General features: G+C 71.1%; 24 protein-coding genes and 2 pseudogenes. 11 read left to right on the top strand and 15 right to left on the bottom strand.

Annotated elements, in window-relative coordinates:
- Positions 1 to 191 precede the first annotated feature (191 nt).
- Positions 192 to 665, top strand: coding sequence for a hypothetical protein (locus ACFXA3_RS00855; protein ID WP_385180060.1), 474 nt, complete (start codon positions 192 to 194; stop codon positions 663 to 665).
- 429 nt (positions 666 to 1,094) lie between these two features.
- On the opposite strand, the pseudogene ACFXA3_RS00850 reads toward ACFXA3_RS00855, so the two are convergent.
- Positions 1,095 to 1,190 (bottom strand): annotated as a pseudogene (locus ACFXA3_RS00850) (NADP oxidoreductase); the annotation flags it as partial.
- A gap of 192 nt (positions 1,191 to 1,382) precedes the next feature.
- Between ACFXA3_RS00850 and ACFXA3_RS00845 the strand changes: the two are divergent.
- The gene (locus tag ACFXA3_RS00845; protein ID WP_385180057.1) at positions 1,383 to 2,288 is read left to right on the top strand and encodes a LysR family transcriptional regulator; all 906 of its coding nucleotides are present in this window, start codon (positions 1,383 to 1,385) and stop codon (positions 2,286 to 2,288) included.
- 178 nt (positions 2,289 to 2,466) lie between these two features.
- Here ACFXA3_RS00845 and ACFXA3_RS00840 read toward each other — a convergent pair whose 3' ends face one another.
- Positions 2,467 to 2,940, bottom strand: a complete 474-nt coding sequence (locus ACFXA3_RS00840) for a DUF2000 family protein (RefSeq protein WP_385180055.1) — start codon at positions 2,938 to 2,940, stop codon at positions 2,467 to 2,469.
- Here ACFXA3_RS00840 and ACFXA3_RS00835 point away from each other — a divergent pair.
- Entirely contained in the window at positions 2,939 to 3,817 is an 879-nt protein-coding gene (locus ACFXA3_RS00835) for an AraC family transcriptional regulator (RefSeq protein ID WP_385180052.1), read from the top strand. The two genes, ACFXA3_RS00840 and ACFXA3_RS00835, sit on opposite strands and share 2 nt — an antisense overlap.
- Before the next feature lie 50 nt (positions 3,818 to 3,867).
- On the opposite strand, the gene ACFXA3_RS00830 is transcribed toward ACFXA3_RS00835, so the two are convergent.
- The 3 genes from ACFXA3_RS00830 to ACFXA3_RS00820 all read right to left on the bottom strand — a co-directional run bounded on the left by ACFXA3_RS00830 (position 3,868) and on the right by ACFXA3_RS00820 (position 5,253).
- Positions 3,868 to 4,095, bottom strand: a complete 228-nt coding sequence (locus ACFXA3_RS00830; RefSeq protein WP_385180049.1) for a hypothetical protein — start codon at positions 4,093 to 4,095, stop codon at positions 3,868 to 3,870.
- An 80-nt stretch (positions 4,096 to 4,175) separates the two neighbouring features.
- A complete protein-coding gene (locus ACFXA3_RS00825; protein ID WP_385180046.1) occupies positions 4,176 to 4,442 on the bottom strand; it encodes a hypothetical protein in 267 nt (88 codons plus the stop codon).
- Positions 4,443 to 4,494: 52 nt separating this feature from the next.
- Positions 4,495 to 5,253, bottom strand: a complete 759-nt coding sequence (locus ACFXA3_RS00820) for a TetR/AcrR family transcriptional regulator (RefSeq protein ID WP_385180043.1) — start codon at positions 5,251 to 5,253, stop codon at positions 4,495 to 4,497.
- A 111-nt stretch (positions 5,254 to 5,364) separates the two neighbouring features.
- Here ACFXA3_RS00820 and ACFXA3_RS00815 point away from each other — a divergent pair, with 111 nt between their 5' ends.
- The 4 genes from ACFXA3_RS00815 (at position 5,365) to ACFXA3_RS00800 (ending at position 9,852) form a co-directional block, all read left to right on the top strand.
- Positions 5,365 to 6,591, top strand: coding sequence for a saccharopine dehydrogenase family protein (locus ACFXA3_RS00815; protein ID WP_385180040.1), 1,227 nt, complete (start codon positions 5,365 to 5,367; stop codon positions 6,589 to 6,591).
- Positions 6,592 to 7,058: 467 nt separating this feature from the next.
- A complete protein-coding gene (locus tag ACFXA3_RS00810; protein WP_385180038.1) occupies positions 7,059 to 7,490 on the top strand; it encodes a hypothetical protein in 432 nt (143 codons plus the stop codon).
- Between the two features lie 465 nt (positions 7,491 to 7,955).
- Positions 7,956 to 8,642: a hypothetical protein gene (locus ACFXA3_RS00805; protein WP_385180036.1), complete on the top strand. Its 687-nt coding sequence runs from the start codon at positions 7,956 to 7,958 to the stop codon at positions 8,640 to 8,642.
- 136 nt (positions 8,643 to 8,778) lie between these two features.
- Complete coding sequence (locus ACFXA3_RS00800) at positions 8,779 to 9,852, top strand: terpene cyclase (protein WP_385180034.1); 1,074 nt, start codon at positions 8,779 to 8,781, stop codon at positions 9,850 to 9,852.
- 135 nt (positions 9,853 to 9,987) lie between these two features.
- Here ACFXA3_RS00800 and ACFXA3_RS00795 read toward each other — a convergent pair whose 3' ends face one another.
- Positions 9,988 to 10,545 carry a TetR/AcrR family transcriptional regulator gene (locus tag ACFXA3_RS00795; protein ID WP_385180031.1) on the bottom strand — a complete coding sequence of 186 codons (558 nt, stop codon included), beginning with the start codon at positions 10,543 to 10,545 and terminating at the stop codon, positions 9,988 to 9,990.
- A 93-nt stretch (positions 10,546 to 10,638) separates the two neighbouring features.
- Here ACFXA3_RS00795 and ACFXA3_RS00790 point away from each other — a divergent pair.
- Positions 10,639 to 11,240 (top strand): annotated as a pseudogene (locus tag ACFXA3_RS00790) (DUF2867 domain-containing protein).
- 358 nt (positions 11,241 to 11,598) lie between these two features.
- On the opposite strand, the gene ACFXA3_RS00785 reads toward ACFXA3_RS00790, so the two are convergent.
- The 7 genes from ACFXA3_RS00785 to ACFXA3_RS00755 all read right to left on the bottom strand — a co-directional run bounded on the left by ACFXA3_RS00785 (position 11,599) and on the right by ACFXA3_RS00755 (position 19,722).
- Positions 11,599 to 12,780 carry a hypothetical protein gene (locus ACFXA3_RS00785; protein WP_385180029.1) on the bottom strand — a complete coding sequence of 394 codons (1,182 nt, stop codon included), beginning with the start codon at positions 12,778 to 12,780 and terminating at the stop codon, positions 11,599 to 11,601.
- 273 nt (positions 12,781 to 13,053) lie between these two features.
- Entirely contained in the window at positions 13,054 to 14,550 is a 1,497-nt protein-coding gene (locus tag ACFXA3_RS00780; protein WP_385180026.1) for a hypothetical protein, read from the bottom strand.
- A gap of 149 nt (positions 14,551 to 14,699) precedes the next feature.
- Positions 14,700 to 15,125 carry an ACT domain-containing protein gene (locus ACFXA3_RS00775; protein ID WP_385180023.1) on the bottom strand — a complete coding sequence of 142 codons (426 nt, stop codon included), beginning with the start codon at positions 15,123 to 15,125 and terminating at the stop codon, positions 14,700 to 14,702.
- A 200-nt stretch (positions 15,126 to 15,325) separates the two neighbouring features.
- Positions 15,326 to 16,555 (bottom strand): MFS transporter, encoded by a 1,230-nt coding sequence (locus tag ACFXA3_RS00770; protein ID WP_385180020.1) that lies wholly within the window; start codon positions 16,553 to 16,555, stop codon positions 15,326 to 15,328.
- Positions 16,552 to 17,502 (bottom strand): MerR family transcriptional regulator, encoded by a 951-nt coding sequence (locus tag ACFXA3_RS00765; RefSeq protein WP_385180018.1) that lies wholly within the window; start codon positions 17,500 to 17,502, stop codon positions 16,552 to 16,554. Before ACFXA3_RS00765 ends, ACFXA3_RS00770 begins: the two co-directional genes overlap by 4 nt.
- Positions 17,503 to 17,748: 246 nt before the next feature.
- The gene (locus ACFXA3_RS00760; protein WP_385180015.1) at positions 17,749 to 18,927 is read right to left on the bottom strand and encodes an RCC1 domain-containing protein; all 1,179 of its coding nucleotides are present in this window, start codon (positions 18,925 to 18,927) and stop codon (positions 17,749 to 17,751) included.
- 204 nt (positions 18,928 to 19,131) lie between these two features.
- Positions 19,132 to 19,722, bottom strand: coding sequence for a GNAT family N-acetyltransferase (locus ACFXA3_RS00755; protein ID WP_385180012.1), 591 nt, complete (start codon positions 19,720 to 19,722; stop codon positions 19,132 to 19,134).
- Positions 19,723 to 20,310: 588 nt separating this feature from the next.
- On the opposite strand from ACFXA3_RS00755, the gene ACFXA3_RS00750 reads away from it, so the two are divergent.
- Positions 20,311 to 22,047 carry an immunity 49 family protein gene (locus ACFXA3_RS00750; RefSeq protein WP_385180068.1) on the top strand — a complete coding sequence of 579 codons (1,737 nt, stop codon included), beginning with the start codon at positions 20,311 to 20,313 and terminating at the stop codon, positions 22,045 to 22,047.
- Between the two features lie 60 nt (positions 22,048 to 22,107).
- Here ACFXA3_RS00750 and ACFXA3_RS00745 read toward each other — a convergent pair whose 3' ends face one another.
- Positions 22,108 to 22,434 carry a PQQ-binding-like beta-propeller repeat protein gene (locus ACFXA3_RS00745; RefSeq protein WP_385180010.1) on the bottom strand — a complete coding sequence of 109 codons (327 nt, stop codon included), beginning with the start codon at positions 22,432 to 22,434 and terminating at the stop codon, positions 22,108 to 22,110.
- On the bottom strand, positions 22,356 to 22,988 hold the full coding sequence (locus ACFXA3_RS00740; RefSeq protein ID WP_385180007.1) for a PQQ-binding-like beta-propeller repeat protein: 633 nt from the start codon (positions 22,986 to 22,988) through the stop codon (positions 22,356 to 22,358). The genes ACFXA3_RS00745 and ACFXA3_RS00740 overlap by 79 nt, the downstream gene beginning before the upstream one ends.
- A gap of 577 nt (positions 22,989 to 23,565) precedes the next feature.
- On the opposite strand from ACFXA3_RS00740, the gene ACFXA3_RS00735 reads away from it, so the two are divergent.
- Together ACFXA3_RS00735 and ACFXA3_RS00730 are read left to right on the top strand one after the other, a co-directional pair.
- Positions 23,566 to 24,210, top strand: a complete 645-nt coding sequence (locus ACFXA3_RS00735) for a dihydrofolate reductase family protein (protein WP_385180006.1) — start codon at positions 23,566 to 23,568, stop codon at positions 24,208 to 24,210.
- A gap of 191 nt (positions 24,211 to 24,401) precedes the next feature.
- Positions 24,402 to 25,895, top strand: a complete 1,494-nt coding sequence (locus ACFXA3_RS00730; protein ID WP_385180004.1) for a protein kinase — start codon at positions 24,402 to 24,404, stop codon at positions 25,893 to 25,895.
- The last annotated feature ends 13 nt before the right edge of the window (positions 25,896 to 25,908 follow it).

Here is a 25,908-nt window from a genome sequence, read left to right as displayed (position 1 = left end):
ACCGTGTCCCCCAGGGACAAGAACTCCGCCCGCGTGATGCTCGTCCGGGCTGGTCTCGTACCCGGCTAGTGCTGATCTTGTAAGACCTGCACCCCGCCGGGAGTCAGGCGAAGTGAGCTAGGAATCCCCCTCGTTTACGAGGGGGAGGAGTCAATCCGTATCCCAAGGACCGTAGGCCTTGCGGCAGTCCGTTGCCGTCGTACGACAGCGCCACCGCCGCCGCGGTCCTTCGAGCCAAGCCGGTGGACACCGGGCGCGTTCGCCATGCCCCTGAGATCTTCGGGGCCCTGCTGGACGCGGGTCCGCTGGCCTTCCGGCAGGCGGCCCAGCTGCACAACCTCACCTTCCGACGGCCGGGGCGCATGCAGGCCGCATGCGCCCCGCTTTGGCTGCGTCACGCCGGCCCCACAGCTCTGCCGCGCATTCTCGCCCTCATGACACCGCACCTCGGTGACTACGGGATCGGCGAGTACTACTCGGAGGGCCTGGCACGCATGGGCCGACACGCGATGCCCGCGCTGCCGTCGTTGACGGCGCTGATCGAGCGGCGTACCCGTATACCGGTCAACGACTCCACGCGGGACGGCGAGACGATGCTGGACGAGCGCCTGCTCGCTGCCGCGATCGACGCCCGGCGCGCGATCCTCGCCGACACCACTCCCTGATCATCACCACCGCTCCACCCCGCCCAGGAATCCGCAGCTCGGACCATGCGGCCGGCGCGTCACCGGATGACCACGCCTGCGGGGTTCCGCCTGGCATCCTCGCGTCTTGCCCGGTGCCAGCCATCTGCCCAGTGGCGGCCGAGGGCCGGGGTGTCGTGACCGGCCCGGGCCAGGATCCTGTCGTGTCCACGCCGGAAGGAGCCCTTGACCCGTGTTGGCTCCCTCTGGGCCACCACCCGCACCCTCGGATGGACGTGGCATCGGCCCCACCTGCCTGCCCAGCCCGGATACGAGGTGGTTGGCCAGGCCCAACTGTCGTGCGTGGGTGATGTCGGCACGGCTTGCCGACCGAGCCAGACTGCGGAAGAGGAGCCTGTCGGCCGGGGCTCCGGTGGTCGATGGCCTCGGCGAGGCTGCGCTGTGTGCGGGTCAGCGGGCGATCGAGATCGCGAAGGGGGCGAATCCGCCGGAGCGGATCACGTGCGGGACGAACAGTATCGCGGCCTCCGTGGCGCGGGCGGTGTCGAGCAGGTCGGCGTCGGAGGCGGTGACGTCGGGCGTCTGAAGGGTTTCGGACACGGCAGTACTCCCGTTGTGAGGAGGGGGTGATGCGGCCGGTCGGCCGAGTGGTGCGGCCTGTCCTGCGCTTGCGTTTCGAAGGCATAGAGCCCTTTGATTAACTTCAAATGCACGTCAAGCACGGCTAGGATTACTCGCATGCAATTGGATTTGAATCTGCTCGCCGCGCTCGACGCGCTGCTGGAGGAGGGAAGCGTGGCCGGGGCGGCCGCGCGCCTGCACGTCACCGCCCCCGCCATGAGCCGGAGTCTGGGCCGGATCCGGCGCACGACCGGGGATCAGATCCTGGTGCGCACCGGCCGCACGATGACCCCGACGCCGTATGCGATCGCCGTCCGGGAGCAGGTGCACGAGCTGCTGCACCAGGTCCAGGGGGTGCTGGCGCCGAGCCGTGAACTCGATCTGGCGACGCTGGAGCGCACGTTCACGCTCCGCTGGCACGATTCGCTGGTCGCCTTGAGCGGCCCCGCACTGCTCGCGGCGGTGCGCGCGCAGGCGCCGGGCGTGCGATTGCGCTTCGTTGCGGAATCGAGCGTCGACACCCCCAAGTTGCGGCGGGGCGAGGTCGACCTGGAGGCGAACGCCAACCGCCCGAGCGCACCGGACGTCCGTGCCGAGAACGTGGGTGAGACCCGCCTCGTCATCGTCGTCAGGCGGGGACACCCCCTCACCCGCGTGAAGACCGTCACCGCGAAGCAGTACGCCGCCGCTGAGCACATCACCGTCTCGCGACGGGGAAACCTCGGCAATGCCCTCGACGACGCCCTCGCGCAGCTTGGCCTCACCCGCCGCGTGGTGGCGACCGCGCCCACCGAAGCTGCCGCGCTGGAGTTCGCGCGCGGTTCCGATCTCCTGATCAGCGTCCCCGAAGCGACCACGCGGTCCGCGGTCGCCGACCTCGGTCTGGTCGTACTGCCCCTCCCGCTCGAACTGCCTTCGGCGCCGGTGTACCTGTCGTGGCATCAGCGCTACGACACCGACCACGCCCACGCCTGGCTGCGCGGGCTGGCGCGCACCGCGCTGGCCACCTGCGGAGCGTCGTAGCCACCGCAGTCCGGGCAGCTCCAGCCGTACGGCCACGCCACCACGCTGGTGCAGCACGGCCGGCCGCTGTGGACCCGCAACGACTTCGGGTTCGCGGGAAGTCGGCGCGATGTCGTGCGAAACGCCCCCCCCCAGCGGCCGGCTCCGGGCAGCGTGGGTGCATCGGGCAGGGCGCCGCTCACGTGTGCATGCGGGCGCCCTTGAGGACTTTGTCCACGGCGTTGCGGGGCCCGTGGACGGCGACCCCGACCAGGTCGAGCTGGTCCCTGCCCACTGCCGCCACTGCCGCCCGGTTGGCGCGGTCGTGGCCCGTGCCGAACAGGTCCGAGGTGAACACCGCGATCGGCAGTCCGCGGCGCACTGCCCGCTCGTGCGCCGCCGTCACCGTTTCCTTCCCGCCCTCGAACACCAGAACGGGCTGGCGGAACATCGGCAGGTAGGCGGTGCCGTCGGCGTCCCGGTACGGCCCGCCGACCAACTCGGGGAGGACCGTTCCGAGGCCGCTGACGAGAAATGCGGTGACGTTCAGCCGCTGCCACGTCTCCAGGTCGTCGCGCAGCAGCACCGCGATCTTGGTGTCGAAGCGCACGGGCACGTCCGCGCCGCCCGCCTCGGCCTGCTCGTCGTTCTCGTTCTTCGTCTCGTTGCTCATGCCTCGAGACTGCCGGGCCCGGCCTCGCGCGGTCTTGTACGTTCTTTGCGTGCAGCTCCGGCAGGAAGTCTCAGCCTGGCGCCCGCGGGTCGCGGGTGTCGTCGAGGTCTTCCACGCCCGCTTCACCGCCCACGCGTACCCCATGCACGTCCACGACGAGTGGACCCTGCTGATCGTCGATGACGGCGCCGTCCGCTACGACCTGGACCGCCACCGGCGCGGCACCCCGGGCGGCACCGTGAGCCTGCTCCCGCCGCAGGTTCCGCACAACGGCTCCGCCGCCACCTCGCACGGGTTCCGCAAGCGCGTCGTCTACCTCGACACGACGGTGCTGGACGAGCGCTTCATCGGCGCCGCCGTGGACGGTCCGGACCTCGCCGACCCGGTCCTGCGCCGGCGCGTCGGGCAGCTCCACCGGGCCCTGACCTCTCCCGGTGACGCATTCGAGGCGGAGAGCCGGCTGGCACTGATCGGCGAACGGCTGCGCGTACTGCTCCGGCCGCGCCTCGAACTCCCCGGCGGCCACACCGCATCGCCCGGTGCCGACACCCGCCACGGCGTGGCGCGCAGCCTGCGCGAACTCCTCGACGAGCGGGTGGTCGCGGGCGTCACCCTGCCGGAAGCGGCCAGTCTGATCCAGGCCCACCCCGCCCATCTCGTCCGCTCGTTCAGCGCCGCCTTCGGCATCGCCCCGCACCAGTACCTCGTCGCGCGCCGGGTCGCCCTGGCCCGCCGGCTCCTCCTCGATGGCCGGCCGGCCGCCGAGGTGGCGGTCGAGGCGGGATTCCACGACCAGTCCCACTTCACGCGGCACTTCAAGCGAATCGTGGGTACCACCCCCGGGCGCTACGCCCGCCCCACGGTGTCCTGTCGCTGAGGATTCCCAGCAGACCGTCCCGGCGGCTCGACGAGAGGTCCGAGGCGATGTCAGGCCCAGGCTCGTCGCAGTGCCCTGGCGATGCGTTCCGTGGCGTCCCGGGCGTCGGGGATGGCCGCCGGCATGCGGAGGAACGGGTGGGTGTGACCGTCATGGGACTCGTGTCGCCGCCCAGTGCGCCGATCTCCCTCGTCACCCACTGCGCGGCCGTCGGGGACGTCCTCGACGGCGGCCGGGAAGGGGTGCTCGGGCGCGAGCGGGCAGTCGATGCTGACCACCAGGGATCCGGCAGGTTGCACAGGTCCCGGGCCCTCGTGTCGGATCCGGCGGCGCTGTCCACCGTCCAGCCGCCGTGGATTCAGATCAGGACGGGGTGGGGGCCCTCTCCTTCGGGCCGGTACAGCGTGACGGGCACCCCGTCGGCGATGGCTTCCTCCGTGCGGGTGACTCGGGCGGGCTCGCCCACGAGAGCGGTCAGCATCTGCTCGGACGCCTGCGCGCGCCCCGTGTACGGAGAACTCGTCGAGCGGGGGCACGCCGGGCTGGTCGGCGCCGAGATCAGGGAGGAAGCCGTCGAGCCGTACGGCCCGCTCGCGGAGCGGCGCATCCGGAGGGTTCCGCACACCGCACCGGAGATCATTCCGGCTGCGCACCCGCCTCCGTGCCGAGCTCGGGGGTTAGGGGCTGCCGGAAGCCCGCACGGGGCCCGAGGAGGTGCGGCCGGGTCGGCCGGCCCGCACGGCCCGGAGCCGTGTCTCCGCGCTCGCGAGCAGCATGTCCAGGGCGACCGGGTAGGCGCTGTGGTTCATCCGGGCGGCGAGCAGTCGCCCGGTGGCGGCGATGTGCGGGTATTCGTCGGCCGGCAGCCGGGCGTAGGTGGACTCCCACTGCCCTTCGTCGGAGGTCCGGGAGGGCTCGGACAGGGCGAGGGCGCCGGCGTCGAGGGCCGCGAAGGCCAGGCTCTGGTCGGTGAAGGCGTGGTAGATCAGGACCGCCTCCGGGTCGGGGAAGCCCGCGGTGCGCAGGATGCCGAGCACGGCCTCGTCGGCGGCGATCTCACGGGGCCGGCCGGTCACCCGGCCGGCGGTCAGTACGGCCGCCTGCGGGTGCGAGAGGTAGGCGCCGTGGATGCGCAGGCCGAGTTCGCGCAGGTCGTGACGCCACTGGCCGGTGACCGTCCAGCCGTCGAGGGCCCGGCCGATCAGCTCCTCACCGATGGCGAGGGTGAGGGCGTCCATGCCGTCGAAGTACCGGTAGAGGGTGCTGGGATCCGCACCCAGAGCGGCGCCGAGCCGGCGCACGGACAGGCCCGCACTGCCGTGCTCGCGCAGCATGCGCAGCGCGGTTTCGACGATCAGCCGCTCGGACAGGACGACGCCCTGCCGGGTGGGGCGTCGCCGCCTGCGGGCCTCCTCGGGGACCACGGGCTTTGCCATCGGACATCCCTCTCCTTATGCCAACACCATTGACCTTATCCTGCGGCCCCGGCTTTCATCCCTCCCACGAGTCGCGGATCTCCGCGGACCTCACCGAGAGAGGGTTTCGTCATGCGTGTTCTGCTTGTGGGCGCAGGTGGCGTCGGTACCGCGATCACCCGGATCGCGGCCCGCCGGGACTTCTTCGACCGTTTCGTGGTCGCCGACTACGACCTGGCCCGTGCCGAGGCGGCCGTGGCCGCGCTCGGCGAGGCCGGCGGCCGGTTCCACGCGCGCCGCGTCGATGCCTCGGACCAGGCGGCGGTGACCGCGCTCCTCACCGAGGAGCAGTGCGACGTACTGCTCAACGCCACGGATCCGCGGTTCGTGATGCCGCTGTTCGAGGCGGCGCTCGCGGCGGACAGCCACTACGTGGACATGGCGATGTCCCTGTCCCGGCCACACCCCGGCCGGCCGTACGCGCAGTGCGGGGTCAAGCTCGGCGACGAGCAGTTCGCGCGGGCCGGGGCCTGGGAGAAGGCGGGGCGGCTGGCTCTGGTCGGCATGGGCGTGGAGCCCGGCCTGTCGGACGTCTTCGCCCGGTACGCGGCCGACGAGCTCTTCGACGGGATCGAGGAGATCGGCATCCGCGACGGGGCGAACCTGACGGTCGAGGGCCACGAGTTCGCCCCGTCCTTCAACATCTGGACGACGATCGAGGAGTGCCTGAACCCGCCGGTGGTCTACGAGCGGGACCGCGGGTGGTTCACCACCGAGCCGTTCAGCGAGCCGGAGGTGTTCGACTTCCCGGAGGGCATCGGCCCGGTCGAGTGCGTCAACGTCGAGCACGAGGAGGTGCTGCTGGTCCCGCGCTGGGTGGACGCGCGACGCGTCACCTTCAAGTACGGCCTGGGCGAGGACTTCATCGGCAAGCTGAAGACCCTGCACGCGCTGGGCCTGGACTCGACGGAACCCGTCACGGTGCGCGGCGCCGACGGTGACCCCGTACGGGTCTCCCCGCGCGACGTGGTGGCGGCGTGCCTGCCCGACCCGGCCGCGCTGGGCGACCGGATGTCGGGCAAGACCTGCGCGGGGACCTGGGTGAAGGGCACCAAGGACGGCCGACCTCGCGAGGTGTACCTGTACCACGTGGTGGACAACCAGTGGTCGATGCGCGAATACGGTTCACAGGCCGTGGTGTGGCAGACCGCGGTCAACCCGGTCGTGGCGCTCGAGCTCATGGCCGGCGGGGTCTGGGCGGAGCCGGGCGTACTCGGCCCGGAGGCCCTTCCGCCGCGCCCGTTCCTGGAACTGCTGACCGCGTACGGTTCCCCGTGGGGCATCCGCGAACAGGGCTGACCGGAGCCTCCCGGCGCCGCGGGCGGATGAGACGCACGGGTTGCGCGCAGACCTGGAGGGCGTTCGCCGAACGGCGCCACGAGCCTGGCAGAGCTGCTGCGCCGAAAGGTCGGCCCGGCCGCGTGGACGGCGGCGAGCAGGCAAGATCCACCTCGCCTGCGACTGATCCGGCCGACCACAGGCCTTCGTGGTGCCCGTTCGGAGACGACACGGCTCGTGGCACGGCATGGGTGACCGCCGCGCCCGGTGCGTACGCAACCGGGCGTCGCCGAAATCGTGACCCGCTGATCAGGCGAGGCCGAGGCGGCTCGGTCCGGCACCTGCGCCTGCGCCTGCCCCGTCCTGCGACAACGGGCGGAAAGTCGCAGGTGGGCGACGTGCGCGTGCTTCAGGCGGTGCGGGGTCGGACGGGCCGCCCGACACTGGACGAGGAAGGCACACACGTTCTGCGGCATCTTGGAGGTCGCATGCGAACGCCCATCGCCCGCCGAGCCGGGCTCTGCATGGCGGCTGCGGCCGCCGTCGCACTGTCCACGACCGTGACCAGTCCGGCGTCGGCCGCCTACGGCAAGGTCCAGGTGGTGCTCGGCACGCCCGAAGGCGGGTCCGCGCTGACCGCACCTCGCAAGGTCATCGAAAACCCCGTGGATGACCACTGCTACACCGTCAAGGAAGTCTTCCCCGACGCCCCCGAGGGAAGCACCTTCCTGTCCGTCCACAACGGCAACACCAACCCGATCTACATCTACGAGACCGACGCGTGCTCCGGAGCACCCGCCGACGCCACCCCGCTGAGCGTCGGCATGGGCGTGATCGGCCGCCCCCTCCTCTCCTTCAAGGTCAAACCAGGCCCGGAAGTCCCGTCCATGCCCACCTCCTTCCCGACGAGCCAACCCTGACCATCCTCAGGAGAAACCGGCCCGGGCGACCACAAGGCACTCGCGCCGGCCTCCCGCTCCGGACGGTCGCGCTCTGCCCGGTCCGTGACGGCGGCCCTGCGGGACGACGGCGGTACGGCTTCGAGGCAGCCTCTGTACGGGCCCTGCTGTCGTCGGCGATCTCTGACCGTGGATGGCGTCACGTGTGGCGGCCGGTGCCTCCGCCTCCGTGGACTGCCGAGCCCTTGCCGTTGTCCGGCCTCACCACCCGTGCTGATGGTTGATCACATCAACGGACGGGGCCGGGTATCTGCCCACCCCGGATACAGGTCTTGGTCACCGCTCGCGTGGGTGTGTCAGCGCTGGTTACCAGCGATCAGGTAAGCCGGACGACCTGCGGGACGGATTTCCCGCCCCGCGGCCGCGGGAGGCGAGCACGGCGACGCAAATCGGCTCCGTGATACGTTCCATGGCCAAGGGGCATACATGGAGCAGGCTTCGAACGCACGCGAGGAACTGGACCGGCTGGCCCAGTCCCTGCGCAAGCAACTGGTCGCGCTCATCACCGATTTGACCGTGCGTGTCCACCTCCGTCGGCTGACCCTCGACGAGCCGAAGGTTGCCGACCGGCAAGAGCCTCCGCGCTACCACTATTCGACGGTCTACCAAGGCAATCGTCCGGCGACCGCCACCGCTGCCGAGACGGCCTCCCGTGCGGTCTTCCTCCTCCGCGCGGCCGGTTGGGACGTCACGACGTCACAGGAGGACGACGACGGGATCCTCTGGACAGTGATCGTCGCTCACCGGGACGGCAACGGCATCCGCATCCTCACCAGCGACGACACACCTGCCGTGGCGTTCCGCGCACAGACGCCGGCGCTGGCACTGTGCCCGCCACAGCCAGTCCGGCAGCCGGAGCCCGGGCCGGCGCCGGAGCGAACGCCGGAGACCATCACACCCGGGTACGTCCTCTGCTACGAGTGCGACGGCCTCGGCCTGTGTCCCGGATGCGGAGGTCGCGGCTGGGTGCTCGGCGAGCTCGACCGGCGGCGCCGATGCAGCGAATGCGGCACAAGGAAGGTCTGCCCCATCTGCCGGGGAGACGGTCAGTTGAGCGCCTCCGGTTTGTCGGATTACCAACGCGGCTATTACCCGGGACTGGACGAAAGCTGACTGGGAAGTCTCCATCAAGCCGGTCCCTGCCGGATGCCCGCGGTCGCCCGCAGGCGGCACCACGGTCAACACCCGTGAAAATCCGGCCACCATCTGGCTGACGGGCGGCTTCGTCGCGCCGCGGAACCAGGAGACCGTGAGCTGCGCATCGGAACTGCCGATGACCGTGCCCGGCTGTGGCCGGCTCGCCCACGGAGGACACGTGCCGCAGGACGTCGAGTTCCACCTCCCCTTCCCGGCCGTGGTCAGCCCGGATCTGGAGGGCGCGCGGCAGCGGAATCTCGCGTGGGTGCGACGTATGGGTCTTGTCGGGGAGGGCCCCTCTCTGCGGTGGTACACGTCGTGGGACATGCCGCTCCTGGCCGCCAGCGGCTTCCCCTACGCCCAGGGGCCGGCCTTGGACCTGTGCGCGGACGCGATGGCGTTCTTCTTCGTCTTCGACGACCAGTTCGACGGCCCCCTCGGACAGGACCCGGCTCGTGCTGCGGCCGCATGCCGGCAGCTGATCGACATTGCGCACGGCGCCGCCCCGCCCGCAGGCGCGGATGCGTGCTCGCGGGCGTTCGCCGACCTCTGGGCGCGCAGCCGCGACGGCGCACACCCGGGCTGGGTCGCCCGCAGCGCGCACGAGTGGGAGTACTACTTCGCCAGCCAGGCCCACGAGGCGATCGGCCGGCTCCGCGGGACCCCCGCCGACATGGAGACCTACCTGCAGGTCAGACGAGGCATAGCCGGCACCGACCTCCCCCTGTCCCTGGGCGAGCGGGCCGCCGGCATCGCCATCCCCGCGGCCGCCCTCCACAGCCCCCAGCTGCGCATCATGCGCCAGGCAGCCGTCGACGTCACCCTCATGTGCAACGACGTCTACTCGCTGGAGAAGGAAGAAGCCCGCGGCGACATGGACAACCTCGTCCTCGTCATCGAGCACATCCGCCGCTGCACCCGCGACGAGGCGGTCGCGGGTGCGCGCAGGGAAGTCCACCAGCGCGTGGAGAGGTTCCGTGAACTCGCCCTGCAGGTGCCCGCCCTGTGCGCACAACTCGCACTGACAGACCGGGAAGCAGCCGGCGTACGCACCTACGTCGGGGTCATGGAAGCCTGGATGAGCGGCTACCACACCTGGCAGACCCGGACCCGCCGTTACACCAGCGCACTCCAGACCATGCCCACCACCGGTCCCGGCTACTTCGACGAAATCCTCCGGGCGTAGGTCGACCGCGGCCGTCAGGGACCGGTGTCTCCCGAGTGGGAGCAGAGGCGGACCCCAGGCCGACACCGGGGAAGCGCAACGCGCAGATCCTCCGTCAGCCGGTATGCGGGCCAAGCCGACCTTGCCCGGCGCCCGTCAGCTCAGCAGCCGGTCCTGGACCAGCCGCATCACCTCGGCACGGCTGCGGGTGCCGTGGTCGGCCGCTATGAAGTATTCACCGATCCGTACGGAGAAGACGAACATGCAGCGGACCTCGACCTCGTCCTCGTCAGGGCAGAACGCGCTGAACAGCGAACGCAGATAGTCCATGCGACGGTTGTCGACGCGCCGCAGCCGCCCCGCGACGGACTCGTCACGCCGGGCCCAGTCCCGGATCGCGAGTTCGGCCGCGACACCCGTCGTCGGCCCGTCGGCGGCCGCGGCGATCGCGAACAGCCGCTCCAGCTTGGCGCGGGGCTCTCCGCCTTCCCTCTCGACCTCTTCGATCACGGCCTCCGCGGCCGCACGCTCCCAGGCGTCGAGCATCTCCCCCAGCAGCGCGTCGCGGTTGCGGAAATACCCGTAGAAGCCGCCTTTGCTGACTCCGAGCGCCTGCGCAAGCGCCTCGATCCGGACGGCCTCGGGGCCGCCGGAGGCGAGCGCCCGCAGGCCCTCCTCGATCCACTTGCCGCGTGGTGTGCGGGCCACGCCCACGATGTGCCTCCCTCGCGCCCCCCGTCTATACGGTGCCGTATAGACAGGTGCTAACCTTCTGCTATACGGCATCGTATAGACAGGGGCACGCTCGTGAGACTCCCGAAATCCGCGCACAGCTCCCGACCTTGGCGAATCCACGAGATCGCCGGCGACTTCCACATCGAGGACGTCTGGGAACTCCCGACACCGGGCGGGCCCGACGACCTGGCCCTGCTCGTAGACCAGTTCGCACACGGTGACGGCGACCCCGCCCCCTCCCCGTGGGGCGGGCGCTCTTCGCGATCCGCCGGAGACTCGGAGCCGTGTTCGGCTGGGACAAACCGTCCGACGGCATCGGCGCCAGGGTGGCGACCCTGCGCGACCGGCTCCCGGCCGACCTGCGCGAAGGCCCCCGGGGGCCGGACCTCACGTCCGTTCCGTTCACCTCCGTCTTCCTGACGCATGACGAATGGGCGGCGGAAACGGCCAACCGGACCGTGCACGGAGTGCTGCACATCGGCTGGGTCCCGGACGGGGCGGGCGGCCATCACGGCCAGATGGCGGTGCTCGTGAAGCCGAACGGCCGGCTCGGCGCCCTCTACATGCTGGGCATCAAGCCCTTCCGCCACCTCGGCGTGTACCCGGCGCTGATCCGCAGCATCGGGCGTGAATGGCAGAAGGGCGCTGCCGCCCGCGGGGCGGGCGCAGCCTGAGGAGCGTTCCGGAGGACCCGGACCGGGCCACTTTGCCCGTGTGTGTGGGCGGGTGCGGCTGAGCCGACCGGGCACGCCCTCTGACGGTGAGCGTCCTGCGGGCTCTCGGCTGGCTCCGCGTGCGCTCGGGCCGTGTCGCCGAGGCGTCCCGTGCGGCCGTACGAGGGAACTCGTCACGCCCCTTGCGGCAGCCGGCCGACCGGCGGAGGCCGGCCTGCCGGCACGGCGGGCCGCGGCGGTCGACCCGCTCTTCCCTGGCACGGCAGGACGCGACGGAGCCGTCGCCGTCCCGGACGAGGACTGACGGGCGGGGTCCCGGGGTGGGTGCAGCCGTTGCGGCAGTAGCCGCCGCAGCCCGTCATCCTTGGTGCGAGGAAAGGGTGAAGTTGCTGTAGCCGCCGCTGTCCGTGGTGGCCGGTGAGGGGCTGTACACGGTCCCCGTGTCGGCTTGCCGTCCTTGGAGGGGAAGCGCGTCGTAGGCCGAGAGCGGCGCACCGTCGACGGTGACGTAGGAGAACGGAACGTTCACGACCTTGGGCCAGGTCGAACCCAGAGTGAGGACGTGTGGACGCTCCACGATGATCTCGGCGCTCTCCGAGCGGGCCGCAGGTGCCCTTTTGGTCAGGGTCTGGCGTTGTCCGGGGCGGGAGAGGTTGTCGATGGTGAGGATGTAGTTGGCGGGGTCGGCGGAGCTTCGGACCACTGAAGCCGACATGCGGTCCCCGGCCTGTACGACCATGGGGACCGGCTGCTCCAGTGTGTCGACGCCCGCGTTGATGACCTCCCAGAACGCCTGGTGCTGTGGGTAGAGGTCGCCCCGGCAGGTGGCGTGGACACCGACCTGGACCAGGCTTTCCGTGGCGCTCGCGGCGAGCCCGTCGAGGCCGGCCCAGACGCTGAGCTGGTTGTCGGGGTTCTCCTGCCGGCAGGTGAAGGCGGGTTCGGTCCACACTGCGGCGACGGCGCGTGGCGCAGCGTTGACCGGGCTGCTGGGTACCGCGTATCCGGCCCAGTTGCCGTCGCCGTAGGGGTTGTCGACCAGGCTGATGTCGTCGATCTGGACCCAGGAGTCGGCGCCCGGGGCGTTGTAGCCCGCGTAGAGCGTGACGGAGGTGTTGGTGCCGGAGTTGAAGGCCATGCGGAGGAGCTGGTAGGCGCCGTTGCTGATGACCTTTCCGTAGTTCTTCTGGACGATCGTGCGCCCGTTCGTTCCGCGTGCTCCGAAGTAGCCGGTGGTGTAGTTCCCCGAGGTCCGCACCCAGCCCTCGAGGTAGTAGACCGTCTGGGGTTTGACCGTGACCTTCTGCGTGATGGCGTTCCAGTTACGGCTCGAGGTGCGGATGAACGCGTTCTTCCGCCCGGTTTTGCCGTATCCGAGGTCGATGTCGATGCCCTTGTAGTCCGGACCCTCGCCCGACCAAGGAGCGGAGATGACGCGGCTGTTCTGCTCTTCGAAACCGGGATCGCCGACCGTGCCGATCGGGGCTGCCGATGCCCGGGGCACGAAGCCGGTCAGCAGGGCGGTCACGAGTGTCGCCACCAGGCTCAGGGGCAACCAGCGGTGCCGCCCGTCCAAAGCCCTGTTCCGTCGTGGTTGGAAAGTCACGAGCCCCCCTCGTGCCGTGTCCCCCGGGGCGCGTGTCCGCGCCCCGCCTACCGGGACGCTAACGGCGTCGGCTCCCGGCAACCACGCCGTGGTCTCGGCGCACCGGGGCACCGAAGGGGCGTGCTCTGCCGGCCGCGCGCCTGAATCCGGACGAGCCGCGGCACCGCCGGGTTCGCGGGAACGTTCGGGCCGGCGGCCGGCGAGGGGTCACGGCGTGTTGTAGGCGATGATCGCGCGGGCCAGGTCGCCGGGCTGAAGGCCGTCCGGGGCACCGGTGACGTCGTCCACGGCGACGATGTTCAGGTTCTTTCGCAGATCCGGGGCCGTCCAGGGGCCAGCGAGCTGCTGGTGCAGCAGCGCGTTGTAGGAGGCCGCACGGTCCAGGAGGAAGGTACGGGTGATTCCGGACGGACCGCGGAAGGTCGCTGGGGCCTCGCGGATGGGCGTCATGCGCCAGCAGGCGTTTGCGCTGGTGACGGGGGTGACGTTGCGCAGGTGGTCCGGCGGGCAGGACCAGCACTGCCCCTGCCAGGGGAAGGCGTCCATGCGGGGGTCCCAGAAGGTGCCCGAGGGGCAGTTCCACGCCCAGGTTTCGTTCCGCACGTACGTCGCGGCGGTGCTGACGGCGCGACTGGGCAGCCAGCAGGCGTCGCCTTGGGTGACGGGGGTGATGTTCCGTGTGTATTCGGCCGGGCAGGTCCAGCACTCTCCTCCGTTGCGGGGGTCGTAGAAGGAACCCGGGGCGCAGGTCATCGAGTCGGGCAGGGCGGTGAAGCTCTGTTGCAGGCCGGCCAGGCCGAGGAGGGTGTCCGGCTGGACGATCCCGGCCATGACGAAGAACTTTCCGGCGTCGTCTCCCGGGTCGCGGGCCAGCGCTGCCCGGTCGCGCGCGATCGTCTCCGCGAACAGCGCCTGGGGGCCGGCGAAGTCCCGCAGGTAGTTGCCGGCCGGCGGGCTGTCGGCGGGGTAGCTGCCGCGGCCGGAGGCGGCGGCGGTGGCATTCCAGGTCCAGTCCCGGTCGGCCAGCCCCGAGTCGTCCAGCAGGATCACGCTCTTCCCCGCGGCGACGAGGCTGCTGTAGGTCGAGGTGGGGGAGAACTGCGGCCGGGACGCGAGCCTCGACGCGCCGGCCACGGCAGCGAAGCGGTCGTACGCCTCCGCGGTGGCCGCGGGGAGTTCCGCCGCGGGGGCGGTCACGGACAGGCTGATGACGACGATCTCCGCAGGGTGCGCGGCGATCCATCTGCCGATCTGCTCGGCGTCACCGCCCGGATCGAAGAACGGGGCTCCGAGCGGGGCGCCGTGGTAGGTGAACCACTGGCCGTCCTGCTTGCACAAGCGCAGGTCGACGTAGCGGGAGCCGTTGGAGAGCTGTTCTGCGATGGACACGCGCTGGGTCCTGGCGACGCTCGCGGCCAACTGGGGGAAGCTCCTGGCCAGGTCGTAGATGTAGCCGGTGCGGCACTGCCCCGATCGCGCGGTGATGCCCCAGGACCCGGCGTCGTGGCTGCCGGGCATCGTGATCCGGTTGAGCGGGGTGTCGGCGATGCGCGGGGCCAGGTCCCCCATCCACGAGTCGAGGCGGATCCGTCCCGCGGCGGGAGGGCTGTCGGCCCGCACCTGGCCGGCGGCGGGCAGCCACATCACGGCGAGCGTCGCCACCAGGGCGAGGAGACCGATCAGCGTGGTTCGGCCTGGTGACAAGGCACTTCTTCGCGGTGCGGACATGGGCTCATGCCTCCTGGGGTCATACACGGCGCGCCGTCTCGGGCAAAGTCCGAGGGCCGCTCAGAATGCCATGACCTGATTGACGGAGCCATGCCAATCACTGACCCGTTTGCACATGTCCGATTTCATCCCGCCGCCGGCGGCGTGCCGGACGAGCCACCCGCCGCCAAGCCGGCCAGGACCGCCGACGCACGCCCTCCCTCGGCATACGAGACGAACAGGTGGTCGTGGTGCAGCCCGGCAACCACGTTGCAGCTGAGACCCACCTCCGCCAGAGCGGTCGCGACCGCCGCGGTCAGACCCACCGCGTCCAGAGCGGAGTGCACCCGCAGGGTGATCCGAGCGGCCACGTAGTCGTAGGCGAGGCCGACCCGGTCGGCCTCCTCCCTCAGGAGCACCAGCGTGAGCCCCTCGTCCTCCCGAACCGTGACGAACGGGCGGACGTCCCCCGGCACCTCACCGCCCGGGGCCAGGGTGAACACGTACTCCGCCTCGTCGAGCCAGGGACTCATCGACGCAAGCAGCTTCCGCAGGTCCTTCTCCCCTGCCATGCAGCCTCCTTGGGGCATCCCGAGTCATGGCGCGGCTCGACCGCACGCTCTGACCGGGTCGTACTTCCGGTGATGACCACGAGCCTAGGGCGGCCGCAGGGATCACGTACAGCTACACATTCTTGAGTACCTGTAGCTGTTCTTAAGAGCGGCGCGGTCCCGGCTCAGGGCCGGCAGCCGCAGCACGGTGGAGCGCTTCGTCAGCGGGATCTGGCACGGGTTGCCCCGATCAGGGCTGCCGTCACGATCAGCACGGGGACGAGCGCGAGCGCCGTCGGGCTTCCCGTCGTATCGGCGAGGTGGGCGAAGACGGCCGCCCCTGCCGCACCGCCGGCCATGTCGAGGGTACTGAGCCAGGACATGGTCTCGGTGACCTGGCCGGCCGGGGCCAGATCGCCGCACGTGGTGCGCAGGACGGCGAAGAGCGTCCCGATGACGAGGCCTGCGACCGGACACACCATGAGGACCGCCGTCGGGGAGAGCCGCGCGGCCAGGGCCAGAGCGGCGCATCCGAGGGCGAACAGGCCCAGCAGAAGGGGGAGTTTGAGCCTGTGCGGCAGCCGCTTCGTCGCCGCGCCCAGAGCAAAGCTCCCCACGACGCTGCCGACCGCGAGGCTGCCCAGATACGAGCCGGTCAGTTCGGCCGCGTGCGCTTGGCGCGCGTACACCGGCAGCGCCACGTCCACGGCCGTCACCGCCATGACGAAGAGCGCGTCGGCGGCCAGCAGTCGGCGCAACGGCGGCGACGTCAACGGCCCCAGCCAGTGTCCGGCAGAGGGTGAAGGTGCGCGGACGGCAGCGGAATTGGCCAGCACCAGTGCGACGGTGGTGACCGTCATCACCGTGATGGCGGCATACGGCAGGAGGGGTGAGAACGACAGGCTGAGCCAGCCGGCGAGCACCGGACCGACGATCAGCGCAGCCCCCATCAGGGAGGCGTCGAGCGCCATGGCCGTGCTCAGGGTCGTGCTGGTGGTGACGCCGTGCCAGACGGAACGCATCATGACGGCGACCGGCGGAGCACTCGCTCCGACGGCTGCGGCCAGTGAGCAGATCAGCGCGGCGCCACCGCCGCCGCGCACCGTCAGGATCACGGCGGCGGTGGCGGTGAGGTGGGCGGCAAGGCAGCCGAGCAGGACCGGGCGGACCGGATGGCGGTCGATGAGCCGGCCGCGCAACGGCCCGGTCAGCCCCTGCCCGAGGGTGGCGCAGCTGACCGCCAGTCCCGCGGTCCCGTACGAACGGGTGCTGCTGACCATGAGCAGCAGACTCAGGCCGGTCATGCTCGCGGCCAGCTTCGACGTCATGCCGATGGTGACCAGCCGCCAGAAGCCGGGCACGCCCATCAAGGTCCGGTAGTCGGCGAGCAACCGATACGGGGCCGGGTGGCCTGGCCTTGTGGCGTCGGGGGTGGTGCGTACTCGGCTCACCGCTGAGGTATCCGGGAACGGAGTGCCGTGGTGGACCAGGTGAGGGCGGGCGCCAGGCTCCCGGGTGCCGGCCAGTCGTTGATGACGGCCAGCAAGGACAGGTACCGGTCCCGGCGCGGGTCGTTCATCTGCTCCAGCCGGGCGGCGAGGCGTCCGAAAAGGGCGCGGGGGTCGTGTGGGGCCGGGCTGCCGAGGATGCGTGCGTAGTGGGCCGCGAGTGCGGTGACGATCGGCTCCGCTTCGGCCGAGTCCGGTTCGACACCGTCCTCCAGGGCCGGTGTCACCTGGGCCCGGACGGCTTCGGCGAGGATCCGGGGCAGGCCCGTGGCGTCGTCCGGGGCCCGGTCGGCTGCCAGGTCGTGGGCCATGCCGTGCAATGTGGTGCGGAAGTCCTGGTCCTGGAACAGCTCGGCCAGCTCCACCCACGCCTCGATCTGCTGGGGGGCCGGGTCGCCGGGCAGTTCGGGGGTCAGCGAGCGGGTGACCGCCGCGAACGCGGGGTGATCGTGCAGGCCGTCGAACACGGCACCGAGGAACTCGTCCGTCAGCCCTTGCCGTTCGGCTTCCGACAGACGCGCCAGTTTGTGCATGAGGTCCATCTCCTGGGGGGTCGAGCCGCGCCGGACCACCGCCGTCAGCACGGCGCGGCGCTGCCGCAGGACGCGGATCTGCACGTCCAGTGCCTCGGCGTGCGTCGCCGCGACGTCCGTCAGCGAGATCTCCCGGTCCATGACCTTGCGGATCGTGGCCAGGTCGATGCCCAACTCGCGCAGCGTGCGCACGAGTTCGATGCGGGCGATGGCATCGGCACCGTACCGGCGGTATCCGGTAGGGGTGCGGTCGGTTGGTGGCACGATCCCGGTGTCCGCGTAGAACCGGATGGCCTTCACCGTCAGACCCGTCCGTCGGGCCAGGTCACCGATCGAATAGAGCGTCTCGCCGTTCATGCCCCCACCCTCACGTCTCCCCCTACGGGAGACTCAAGCCTCGCTGCCACCAGTCTGCGACCTGCACGGCAGGCAGTCTCCGAGGTGCCCGCCCCGGCGGGATGCAGGTGTCGGGCTACGGTCCGCGGAGGGGCCGGTCCACGCCACCGCGCGCGATGGTCGTACGTCGGTTGCGACGGGCTGCGGCCCGTCCGGTGAGGACGGGCCGCAGTGGTCGGGATGTGGTGGTCGGGATGCGGTTCGAGGTCAGGCGGCGACGCTGAACGCGTAGCCGGCGGCGATGAGCGAGATGCTGCTCAGTCCGCTGACGGGGGTGACGACGTTGGTGCGGGTCGCGGTGGTGCCGTCACCCAGCTGACCGGAGCCATTGGCGCCGACGCTCTTGACCTGTCCTTCGCGGGTCAGGGTGAGGCTGTGGCTGCCGCCGGCGGCGAGGGAGCGGACGTTGGACACGCCGTCCATGGTGACGGGGGTGGGGCGGTCGGTGGTGGTGCCGTCGCCGAGCTGGCCGGAGGTGTTGGCTCCCCAGCCCTTGACGGTGCCGTCGGACAGCAGGGCCAGGCTGTGGTTGCCGTTGGTGGCGCCGGCGACGGCGCGTACGGCCGTCAGGCCGAGGACGGTGACCGGGGTGCTGCGGTTGGTGGTCGTGTTGTCGCCGAGCTGGCCGCTGGCGTTGTAGCCCCAGGCCTTGACGGTGCCGTCGGACAGCAGGGCCAGACTGTGGTTGCCGCCCGCGGCGATGGCGCGGACCCCGCTCAGGCCGGAGACGGTGACCGGGGTGCTGCGGTTGGTGGTGGTGCCGTCGCCGAGCTGGCCGGCGTTGTTGGCGCCCCACGCCTTGACGGTGCCGTCGGACATCAGAGCCAGGCTGAAGTACCCGCCTGCGGCGACGGCCTCGACGTTGGTCAGGCCGGAGACCGTGACGGGGGTGGTCCGCTGGGTGACGGTGTTGTCGCCGAGCTGGCCGGCGTTGTTGTAGCCCCAGGATCGAACGGTGCCGTCCTGGAGCAGGGCCAGGTTGTGCAGGGTGCCGGCCGATACGGCCCGCACACCGGTCAGGTTGCTCACGGTCGCCGCGACGGCCTGGTGGGCCACCGTGCCGATCCCGAGCTGACCCTCGGAGTTGCGGCCCCAGCTCTCCACGGTGCCGTTGGACAGCAGCGCCAGGCTGTGTTCGTGGCCGGCGGTCAGGGCAGTGATGTCGCTGGGTGTGATGCCGGGGACCGCGGCCGGGGTCAGCCGGGACGTGGTGGCCGCGTCGTCGCCGAGCGCCAGGTTGCTATTGCTGCCCCACGCCTTGACGCGTCCCTCCTGCGCGGTCGCGGCAGGAACGGTGAGGACCAGCGCCGCCAGTAAGGCGAGCAGGGCCACGAGACCGGACCGTAGCGAGGCCTTCGGGCTGTGAACCGTGGTGACCAGTTTCATGAACACGCCTAACGTTCGCGGATGCACGACGCAAGAAGACACGCCGGGAACACCCAAAGTGATTGCTCGACTACAAAGCGTAGCCTTCGCATCCTTTGAGTGATCGTTTCGTCCGATCTGCGATCTATGAGACAAGGGGCGTGAAGAGTCACGAAGGCGCGAAGGCGGCGCGAGAACCGCGGGTCCGCCGTCACAAGGACGCGGTCAAACGGGCGTGAAGAAGCACTCGGTGGGTGGTGGGGTGGACGTACCCGCGCGCATGACCGGGCACCACACGCCGAACCACTGCTCAGCGCCGTACTCCTCGAACCGCTCCACCTCGGCGAACCCCAGCTTCGCCGCGACACGTACCGAGCGCTCGTTGGCGGCCTGGGTGCAGAGCACCACCGGCTCGCCGGGAACCGCGTCGGTGAACCAGGCGAGCGCCGCGGCACACGCCTCGGAGGCATACCCGCACCCCCACGCCTCCGGAAGGAACATGTAGCTGAGCTCGGCCTCTCCGGCATCAGGACGAACGTGCCCCGGGCGCTCCGCGTCGCGCCGGTCGAGCGTGACGATGCCGATCATCGCGTTGTCGTGATCGACCACGAAGACGCCGGGGCGCTGCCCGGGCACCTTGGACACCACGTCTTCGAGCTCATCTCGCGGTCGGGGGCCGCCGAGATACGTCCGCACCTCTGATGAGGCGAACAGGTCGATGAACGCTGCACGGTCCCGGGCCTCGGGCTCGCGGAGCACGAGCCGCTCGGTCCGTATCGGGGCGGGAGGCCAGACAACGCGTCCAAGATCAGCCATGACGGGCAACCCACCCGACGCCCCGCCGGGCGCGAGCCTCAGGCGACGCCACCGGCGTCAGGGAGCGCCGCAGCTCGTGGCTCCGCCGGGGCAGGTGACGCTGTCGTTGGACTTCAAGCCCACGACCATCAGCACCAGGACGATCAAAGCAAGGACGATGACAGGCACATGGTCCGCAGCCCAACCATCGTGCCCGCGCGGAGGTTTCGGAGCCTCGGGCTGTGGGTTTGCGTCTTCGGGTGCGGGCTCGGCTCCGGGCCCGTCATGTCCCGCTGTCGCCATCGCGTCACCCGCCGTCGTTGTCCCTTTGATGATGACACGGCATCGGCCATCACCCGTCAAGTGCCGTGACGTGTCGGCTCTTTGAGGAGACGGGCATCGTTCGGGCCTCGTCTGTGGAGGGGCAGGTGCCGGCGCTCGGGACGCAAGGCCCCGACGGCGCCCTCGCGCCAGGCACCGCGCCGGCGTTCCACCGACCGCACACCTACCCGCGGGTCCTTCGCGATCAGCGCGGCTGTCAGATCCGGCGCCTAGGCTGTCACTGAGATCCGATCAAGGAGCAGGGCTGTGCGAATAGAGCGTCACCAGGTGCGCGAGGCCGTCGTGTCGGCAGCGCGCGAGGACTTCACGAACCGCATCGGGGGCCAGATCCGGTCCATGTCGAGGGCCGACCGGATGACCACCTACGAATGGCAGTCGATCGCCGACGAGTTCCTCGACTACCTGGGTGCCCTCTCCGTCGAGACGCCCGGCCTCGGCACCTCGGAGGCCATGGCCGCCCTCAAGGACGCCTCCGAAGCCGCGGCCGGTGCCGTCGCGTACGCCGCGTACCACCCGCACTGCAGCTTCCACGTGTTCCTGGACTACGTGAACTTCGGCATGAGCTACGACCCGGGTGACGATGCCCCCGCGGAGAGCGTCACGACCGGGGAGTGGATCGACGCGCTCTGCCTGGCCGTCCTCAGGGACAAGGCCAAGTGGCACGGCGAGGCCCTCCACTTCGCCCGGCAGAAGTTCGCCGAGCAGGCGCAGGGCACGCCTGCCGGCGAACTCGTCACGGGATTGACGGCCGTGGTCCTGGACGACACGGGCGACGACGAGGAGTACCCGCCGAGCGCGCAGGCCAAGCTCGCCGCCATCGACGCGGGCCTGGACCGCATCCGCACCCGTGCCGCAGAGACCGGAGAGTCCCTCCTGGACCGGCCGGACAGTGCGGCCCTGCGCGCGTTGCGCACCCTGGTCGTCGAGGACCGGGAGGCCTTCGACGCCGCGCTCGCCGACCTCCTGGTCGGACACGCCGCCCGGCAGGGCCCCGCAGCCTCTCCGAGCTCTCTGCTCCCGCTCGTCCCCATCGCTCTCGCCGCGCTCGCGTACCGGACGCTCGGCTGGGCACCCGCCGTCCGTACCGACTACCTCCCGCATGCGCTGGTCACGGGCTTCGAGACGCCGGGCCCGAGGGTCGCGGGGTTCGGCCGGAGCCGTCGGCCGGACGCGGTCGAAGCGCTCGCCGCCGGTCCTCTGGTGGTGGACCGGCCGGCTTGCGAGCGGGAGGGGATTGCCCGGATCGAGGCCATGTACGGGGAACACCTGCGCAAGGCGGTCTCCCCACCCGAGGGGGAGCCGCTCGCCGTCTCGCGTCTGAGCAGCGTCATGGGTGATCAGGAGCGCCTCTTCAAGTGGCGGGCGGGGAACCCCGGCGATGTCACGGCCGCCCAGCTCGCCACCCTCCGGCTGGCCTCTCGCATCGGGGCGGCCCTGTTCCGCATCGCGCTGGCGGAGCCGGGTACGGAGGTCGACGTCGTGATCGACGGCCGCACGCTGCGCTACCCGGCCGAGCGGGGCGAAGAGGCCGGTGCCGGGAACTGGCAGAGGGCCGTTGCCTTTGCCCTGATCACCGGCGAACGCGAAGACCTCGCCCCGCTCGTCCTCACCGGCCCCGCCTTCGCCCGCCCGGACGGCTCCGCTTTCACCGCGTACCGAGAAGCCCTCCACGCCTACCTGACGGGCGCCGAGCCCGAAGCAGCTGCGCAGCGGGCGCTGCAAGAGGCCGAGAAGGCCACGGACTGGGGTCTCGCGATGCCGCCGGCCGTGCTGCTGTCGCAGCTCGTGGACGGGGACGAGGAGAGCTTCAACCTCGCCCTGGCCGACGCGCTCGAAGCCCATCGGGCCTACCACCAGGTCGCCGACCGTGCCGACGGTCCGGGTGTTTCCGTCGACCTCGACGTCCTCGCCCTGGCCTGCCACGCCCGCCGCCGCGGCTGGGCCATCCGCGTGGAGTCCCCCTACCTGCCGGAGGACGTCCTGCGGGCCGCCGAACCCTTCTAGCGAGGGTCTCGTGGCGGACGCATCCGGTGCCGTCGGGTTCCGCCCGGACCGGGCGGGAGGTCATTCGGGGCCGTGGATCGCGTTCACGGCGTACAGGCCGCGGTCGAAGCATCCGAAGTACAGCAGGTCACCGATGCGGGCGGGCGAGGAATCCACCACGCGAGGTGCCCGGAAGCGCCACTTCTCGCGGCCGGTCGCCAGGTCGAGGGCGAGGACGGTGTTGCCTCCGGAGCCGGTGTGGACGGTGCCGTGGTGGATCAGCGGAGAGGTCTGGACGCCGTCGGAACGGTCGGGCTCGTGCGGGGCGTTCACCGTCCACCGCGGGCGCCCGGTCCTCCGCGTCGACGGCGCACACCGCGAAGGCGGTGGTGCAGGCGACAAGCACACCGTCGGCGACCGCCGGCCGGCTGGTGCCGGGGACGTCTCCGCTGCCGGAGGTGTGGGCGCGTACCCGGGTCGCGCCGTCGGCGAAGTCCAGGCCCAAGACGTCGCCGTTGCGGGTGACCACCCAGACCAGGCCGTCGGAGCCGACGGGCGCCGCGTCCGAGAGGTGGTCCACGTACTCCTTCCAGCGGGGTTTGCCGGTCGCCGTAGGCGTGCGCGCCGTCACAGACGACGTCGGCCAGGCCGATGCCGCTCTCGGTCCAGAGCCGGGTGCCCAGGCGCGCGTCCAGCGCCACCAGGTCGTCGTCCATGCAGACGACGACCCGGCCGCGGCCGTGGTCGAACCGCTCGCCGGCCGGGCGCTGGCCCTGGCGTTCCCACAGGCTCCTGCCGGTGGCCGCGTCCAGGGCGTGCATGCGGTAACTGCCGTCGACGGCGAAGACGGTGCCGGTGTCCCGGTCCGCCACGACGGGTTTCCACAGACCGTCCCGTGCCGCGAACCGCCGCCGCGGCCGGTCCGGGGCGAGCGCCGACCAGAGGGCTGCCCCGCCGCCCACCGCCACAGCGGTGGGCAGCGGGGCGGCCAGTTCGCGCTCTTGGTCCAGCCGGTTCTCATCGTGCTCGTCGTAACGGGAGCTGTGCAGGGACGACCCAGCTGGAGGGCCTCCAGGACATCAGCCGACGACAGGTACGCCACACGCTCCCCCAAGTGCGTTGCAGAACACCCGGGTTACAGGCTGGATCCACGCCCCGGACGTCGGCAGCCGAAAGGCGTAGCTCCTGGCGGAGGTGCCACCACAACGGAGGTGGCGGTGCCGGTTTCGCCGCCCCGTCACGACTGATGGGCCTCGCACCGCACGGCGCGGAGGGGCACGCGGCCGGCACCTGCGGTCGCGGCCACTCGCCAGTGGGATCGCCCACCTCTTCGGCAGAGCGGAATGCCCGTGCTGTGCCAGTGTCTCGGGCGAGCCGACCGCCCTCGGTGTTCCTGCCCGTTTATCGTCGCTCCTTCAGGACTCCTCGAACACGGCTCGGGGCACCGGGTGGCCATGTCTGAGGCCGGCCGCGGAGCAGCGATGAGTTTTCCCGGCCCGGCAAGTCTTACCACCGTTGTCGACAACACAGGAGGAACACGTGGCTCAGCTGCTGAGGGTCCAGAACTTCAACGTCTCCAGTGACGGGATCGGCGCCGGCGAGGACCAGACCCTCGAAAGGCCGTTCGGTCACGTCGACCCCGGACGGCTGTTCGCCTGGGCCGGTGCGACGGCGAGCTGGCCGATGCGCACCGCCCCCGGGGGAAGCCGGGGCCTGGACGACTACTTCACGCGGGACTACGCCCGCAACATCGGCGCAGAGATCATGGGCCGCAACAAGTTCGGGCCCCAGCGCGGGCCCTGGCAGGACCACGAATGGCAGGGCTGGTGGGGCGACGAGCCCCCGTTCCGCACGCCGGTGTTCGTCATGACCCACCACGAGCGGCCTTCGTTCACGCTCTCCGACACCACGTTCCACTTCGTCGGCGGTGAACCTGCCGCGGTGCTCGACCAGGCCCGGGAGGCGGCGCAGGGCAAGGACGTCCGGCTCGGTGGCGGGGCCACCACCATCCGGCAGTTCCTCGACGCCGACCTCGTCGACACCCTGCACGTGGTGGTGTCGCCGCTGAAGCTCGGGACCGGAGTACGGCTCTGGGAGTCCCCCGATGAGCTGCTCGACCGGTTCCACCTGGAGGTCGTCCCCAGCCCGAGCGGGGTGGCTCACCACCTGTTCTGGCGGAAGTAGTCGGTCCTCGGCGCGGCCCCGGCCGGCGATTCTGCCGTCCGGGGCCGGTCTCCCCGACCGCGGCGTCGGCCCCGGCCCGGCTGAAAGCTCCGGCGGACCCGAGGACGGAAGGCCCAGGAGCCTGCCATCATCGGGAGTTGCGGGTGAAAGCGCCGGGCGGGGTATCTGGGGGTGCGTTGAAGTCCGGAGAGATGATCAGCGGTCGCTATCAGCTGGTCGAACGGCTGGGCGTGGGCGGGCACGGAGAGGTCTGGCACGCCCGGGACCGGGACCTGCGCCGCCCTGTCGCGTTGAAGATCCTTCGCGCGGACGCCTCGGGAGAGCTGGCCGAAAAACGGTTCCTCAGAGAGGCCGTGATCACCGCGCGACTGCAGCACCCCGGCCTCGTGGTGGTCTACGACGCCGGGCAGGACCTCGGGCGCACGTTCATCGTCATGGAGCTGCTCAAGGGTGCGGACCTGGCACACGTCCTGCGCGGCGCCCCCTCAGGGCTGCCGCTCGACCGCGTGACCGATGTGGCCCTCCAGGCACTGGAGGCCATCGCCGCCGCGCACACCCGGTCGGTCGTCCACCGCGACCTCAAACCGGCGAACCTCTTCCTCCAGGACGACGGGCGCATCAAGGTCTGTGACTTCGGCATCGCCCATTCCTCCGAATCCACCAAGGGCCTGACCCCGGACGGCCACGTGATGGGCACCTTCGAATACCTGGCACCGGAGCAGTGCCGGGCCGACCAGGTGGACGCCCGCTCAGACCTCTACTCCTTCGGCTGTGTGCTCTACGCCCTGCTCACCGGCGCACCCCCGTTCACGGGCGGCTCTCATGTCCGCCTCCTGATGCGCCACTTGCAGGACGCGCCCGAACCACCCCGCTCACTGCGCCCGGACATCCCCGAGGACTTGGAGGACCTGGTGCTCAGCCTGCTGTCCAAGGACCCCCGGCACCGGCCCCCGTCGGCCGGGGCCGTCGCCAAGGCCCTCGAGGAGCTGGACCCGAAGCCCCGCTTCCGGACGGTCGAACGCCGCCGCCCCGTCGGGTCACCAGCGACACCGACCGCAGCGGCGGGACCCGCGACGCCGCAGAGCCCGGGACAGCCCGCGCCGAAGGATCCCCATGGTGCGGGGTCCGTGCTGTGCGGACGGTACGAGCTGCTGGAGGAGCTCGGCCCGCGCGGTCCGGGCGGCACCTGGCGTGCGCGGGACCGCGCCCTGGACCTCCCGGTCACCGTGCGGCTGCTCGACGGAACGACGTCGGCCCGTCTCGACCCCGCCGACTTCGCCCGGGAGGCCACCGTCAGCGCCCGCGTACGGCACCCGGGGCTCCCCGTCGTCCGCGACACGGGCTGGGAAGGCGGTCGGGCCTTCACCGTCGGGGAACCCGTGGACGCCGACGACCTGCACGGCGTCCTCGCCCGGTCGACGGGCGGCCTGCCGCTGGGCGAGGCGCTCCACCTGTCGCAGAGCCTCGTGGAAGCACTCGCGGCGGCGCACGGGGACTCCGTCCCGCACCTGGGCCTCACCTGGAAGAACGTCTTTCGCGGGCCGGGCCGCCTGATAGCGGTCTGCGACTTCGGAACCACCGGCGCGGGGGGGGGGGGGGGGGGCCCCCACCAGGACCAGGACGAAGCCCCCGCCCAAACCCGGCGCGCGGCGTCACCACAACACACACTCTCACTGGCTCTCTGACAGAGAGACAGCC

Source organism: Streptomyces sp. NPDC059456, from assembly GCF_042750055.1.
Classification (GTDB): domain Bacteria; phylum Actinomycetota; class Actinomycetes; order Streptomycetales; family Streptomycetaceae; genus Streptomyces.
This window is presented reverse-complemented; position numbering and strand designations above follow the sequence as displayed.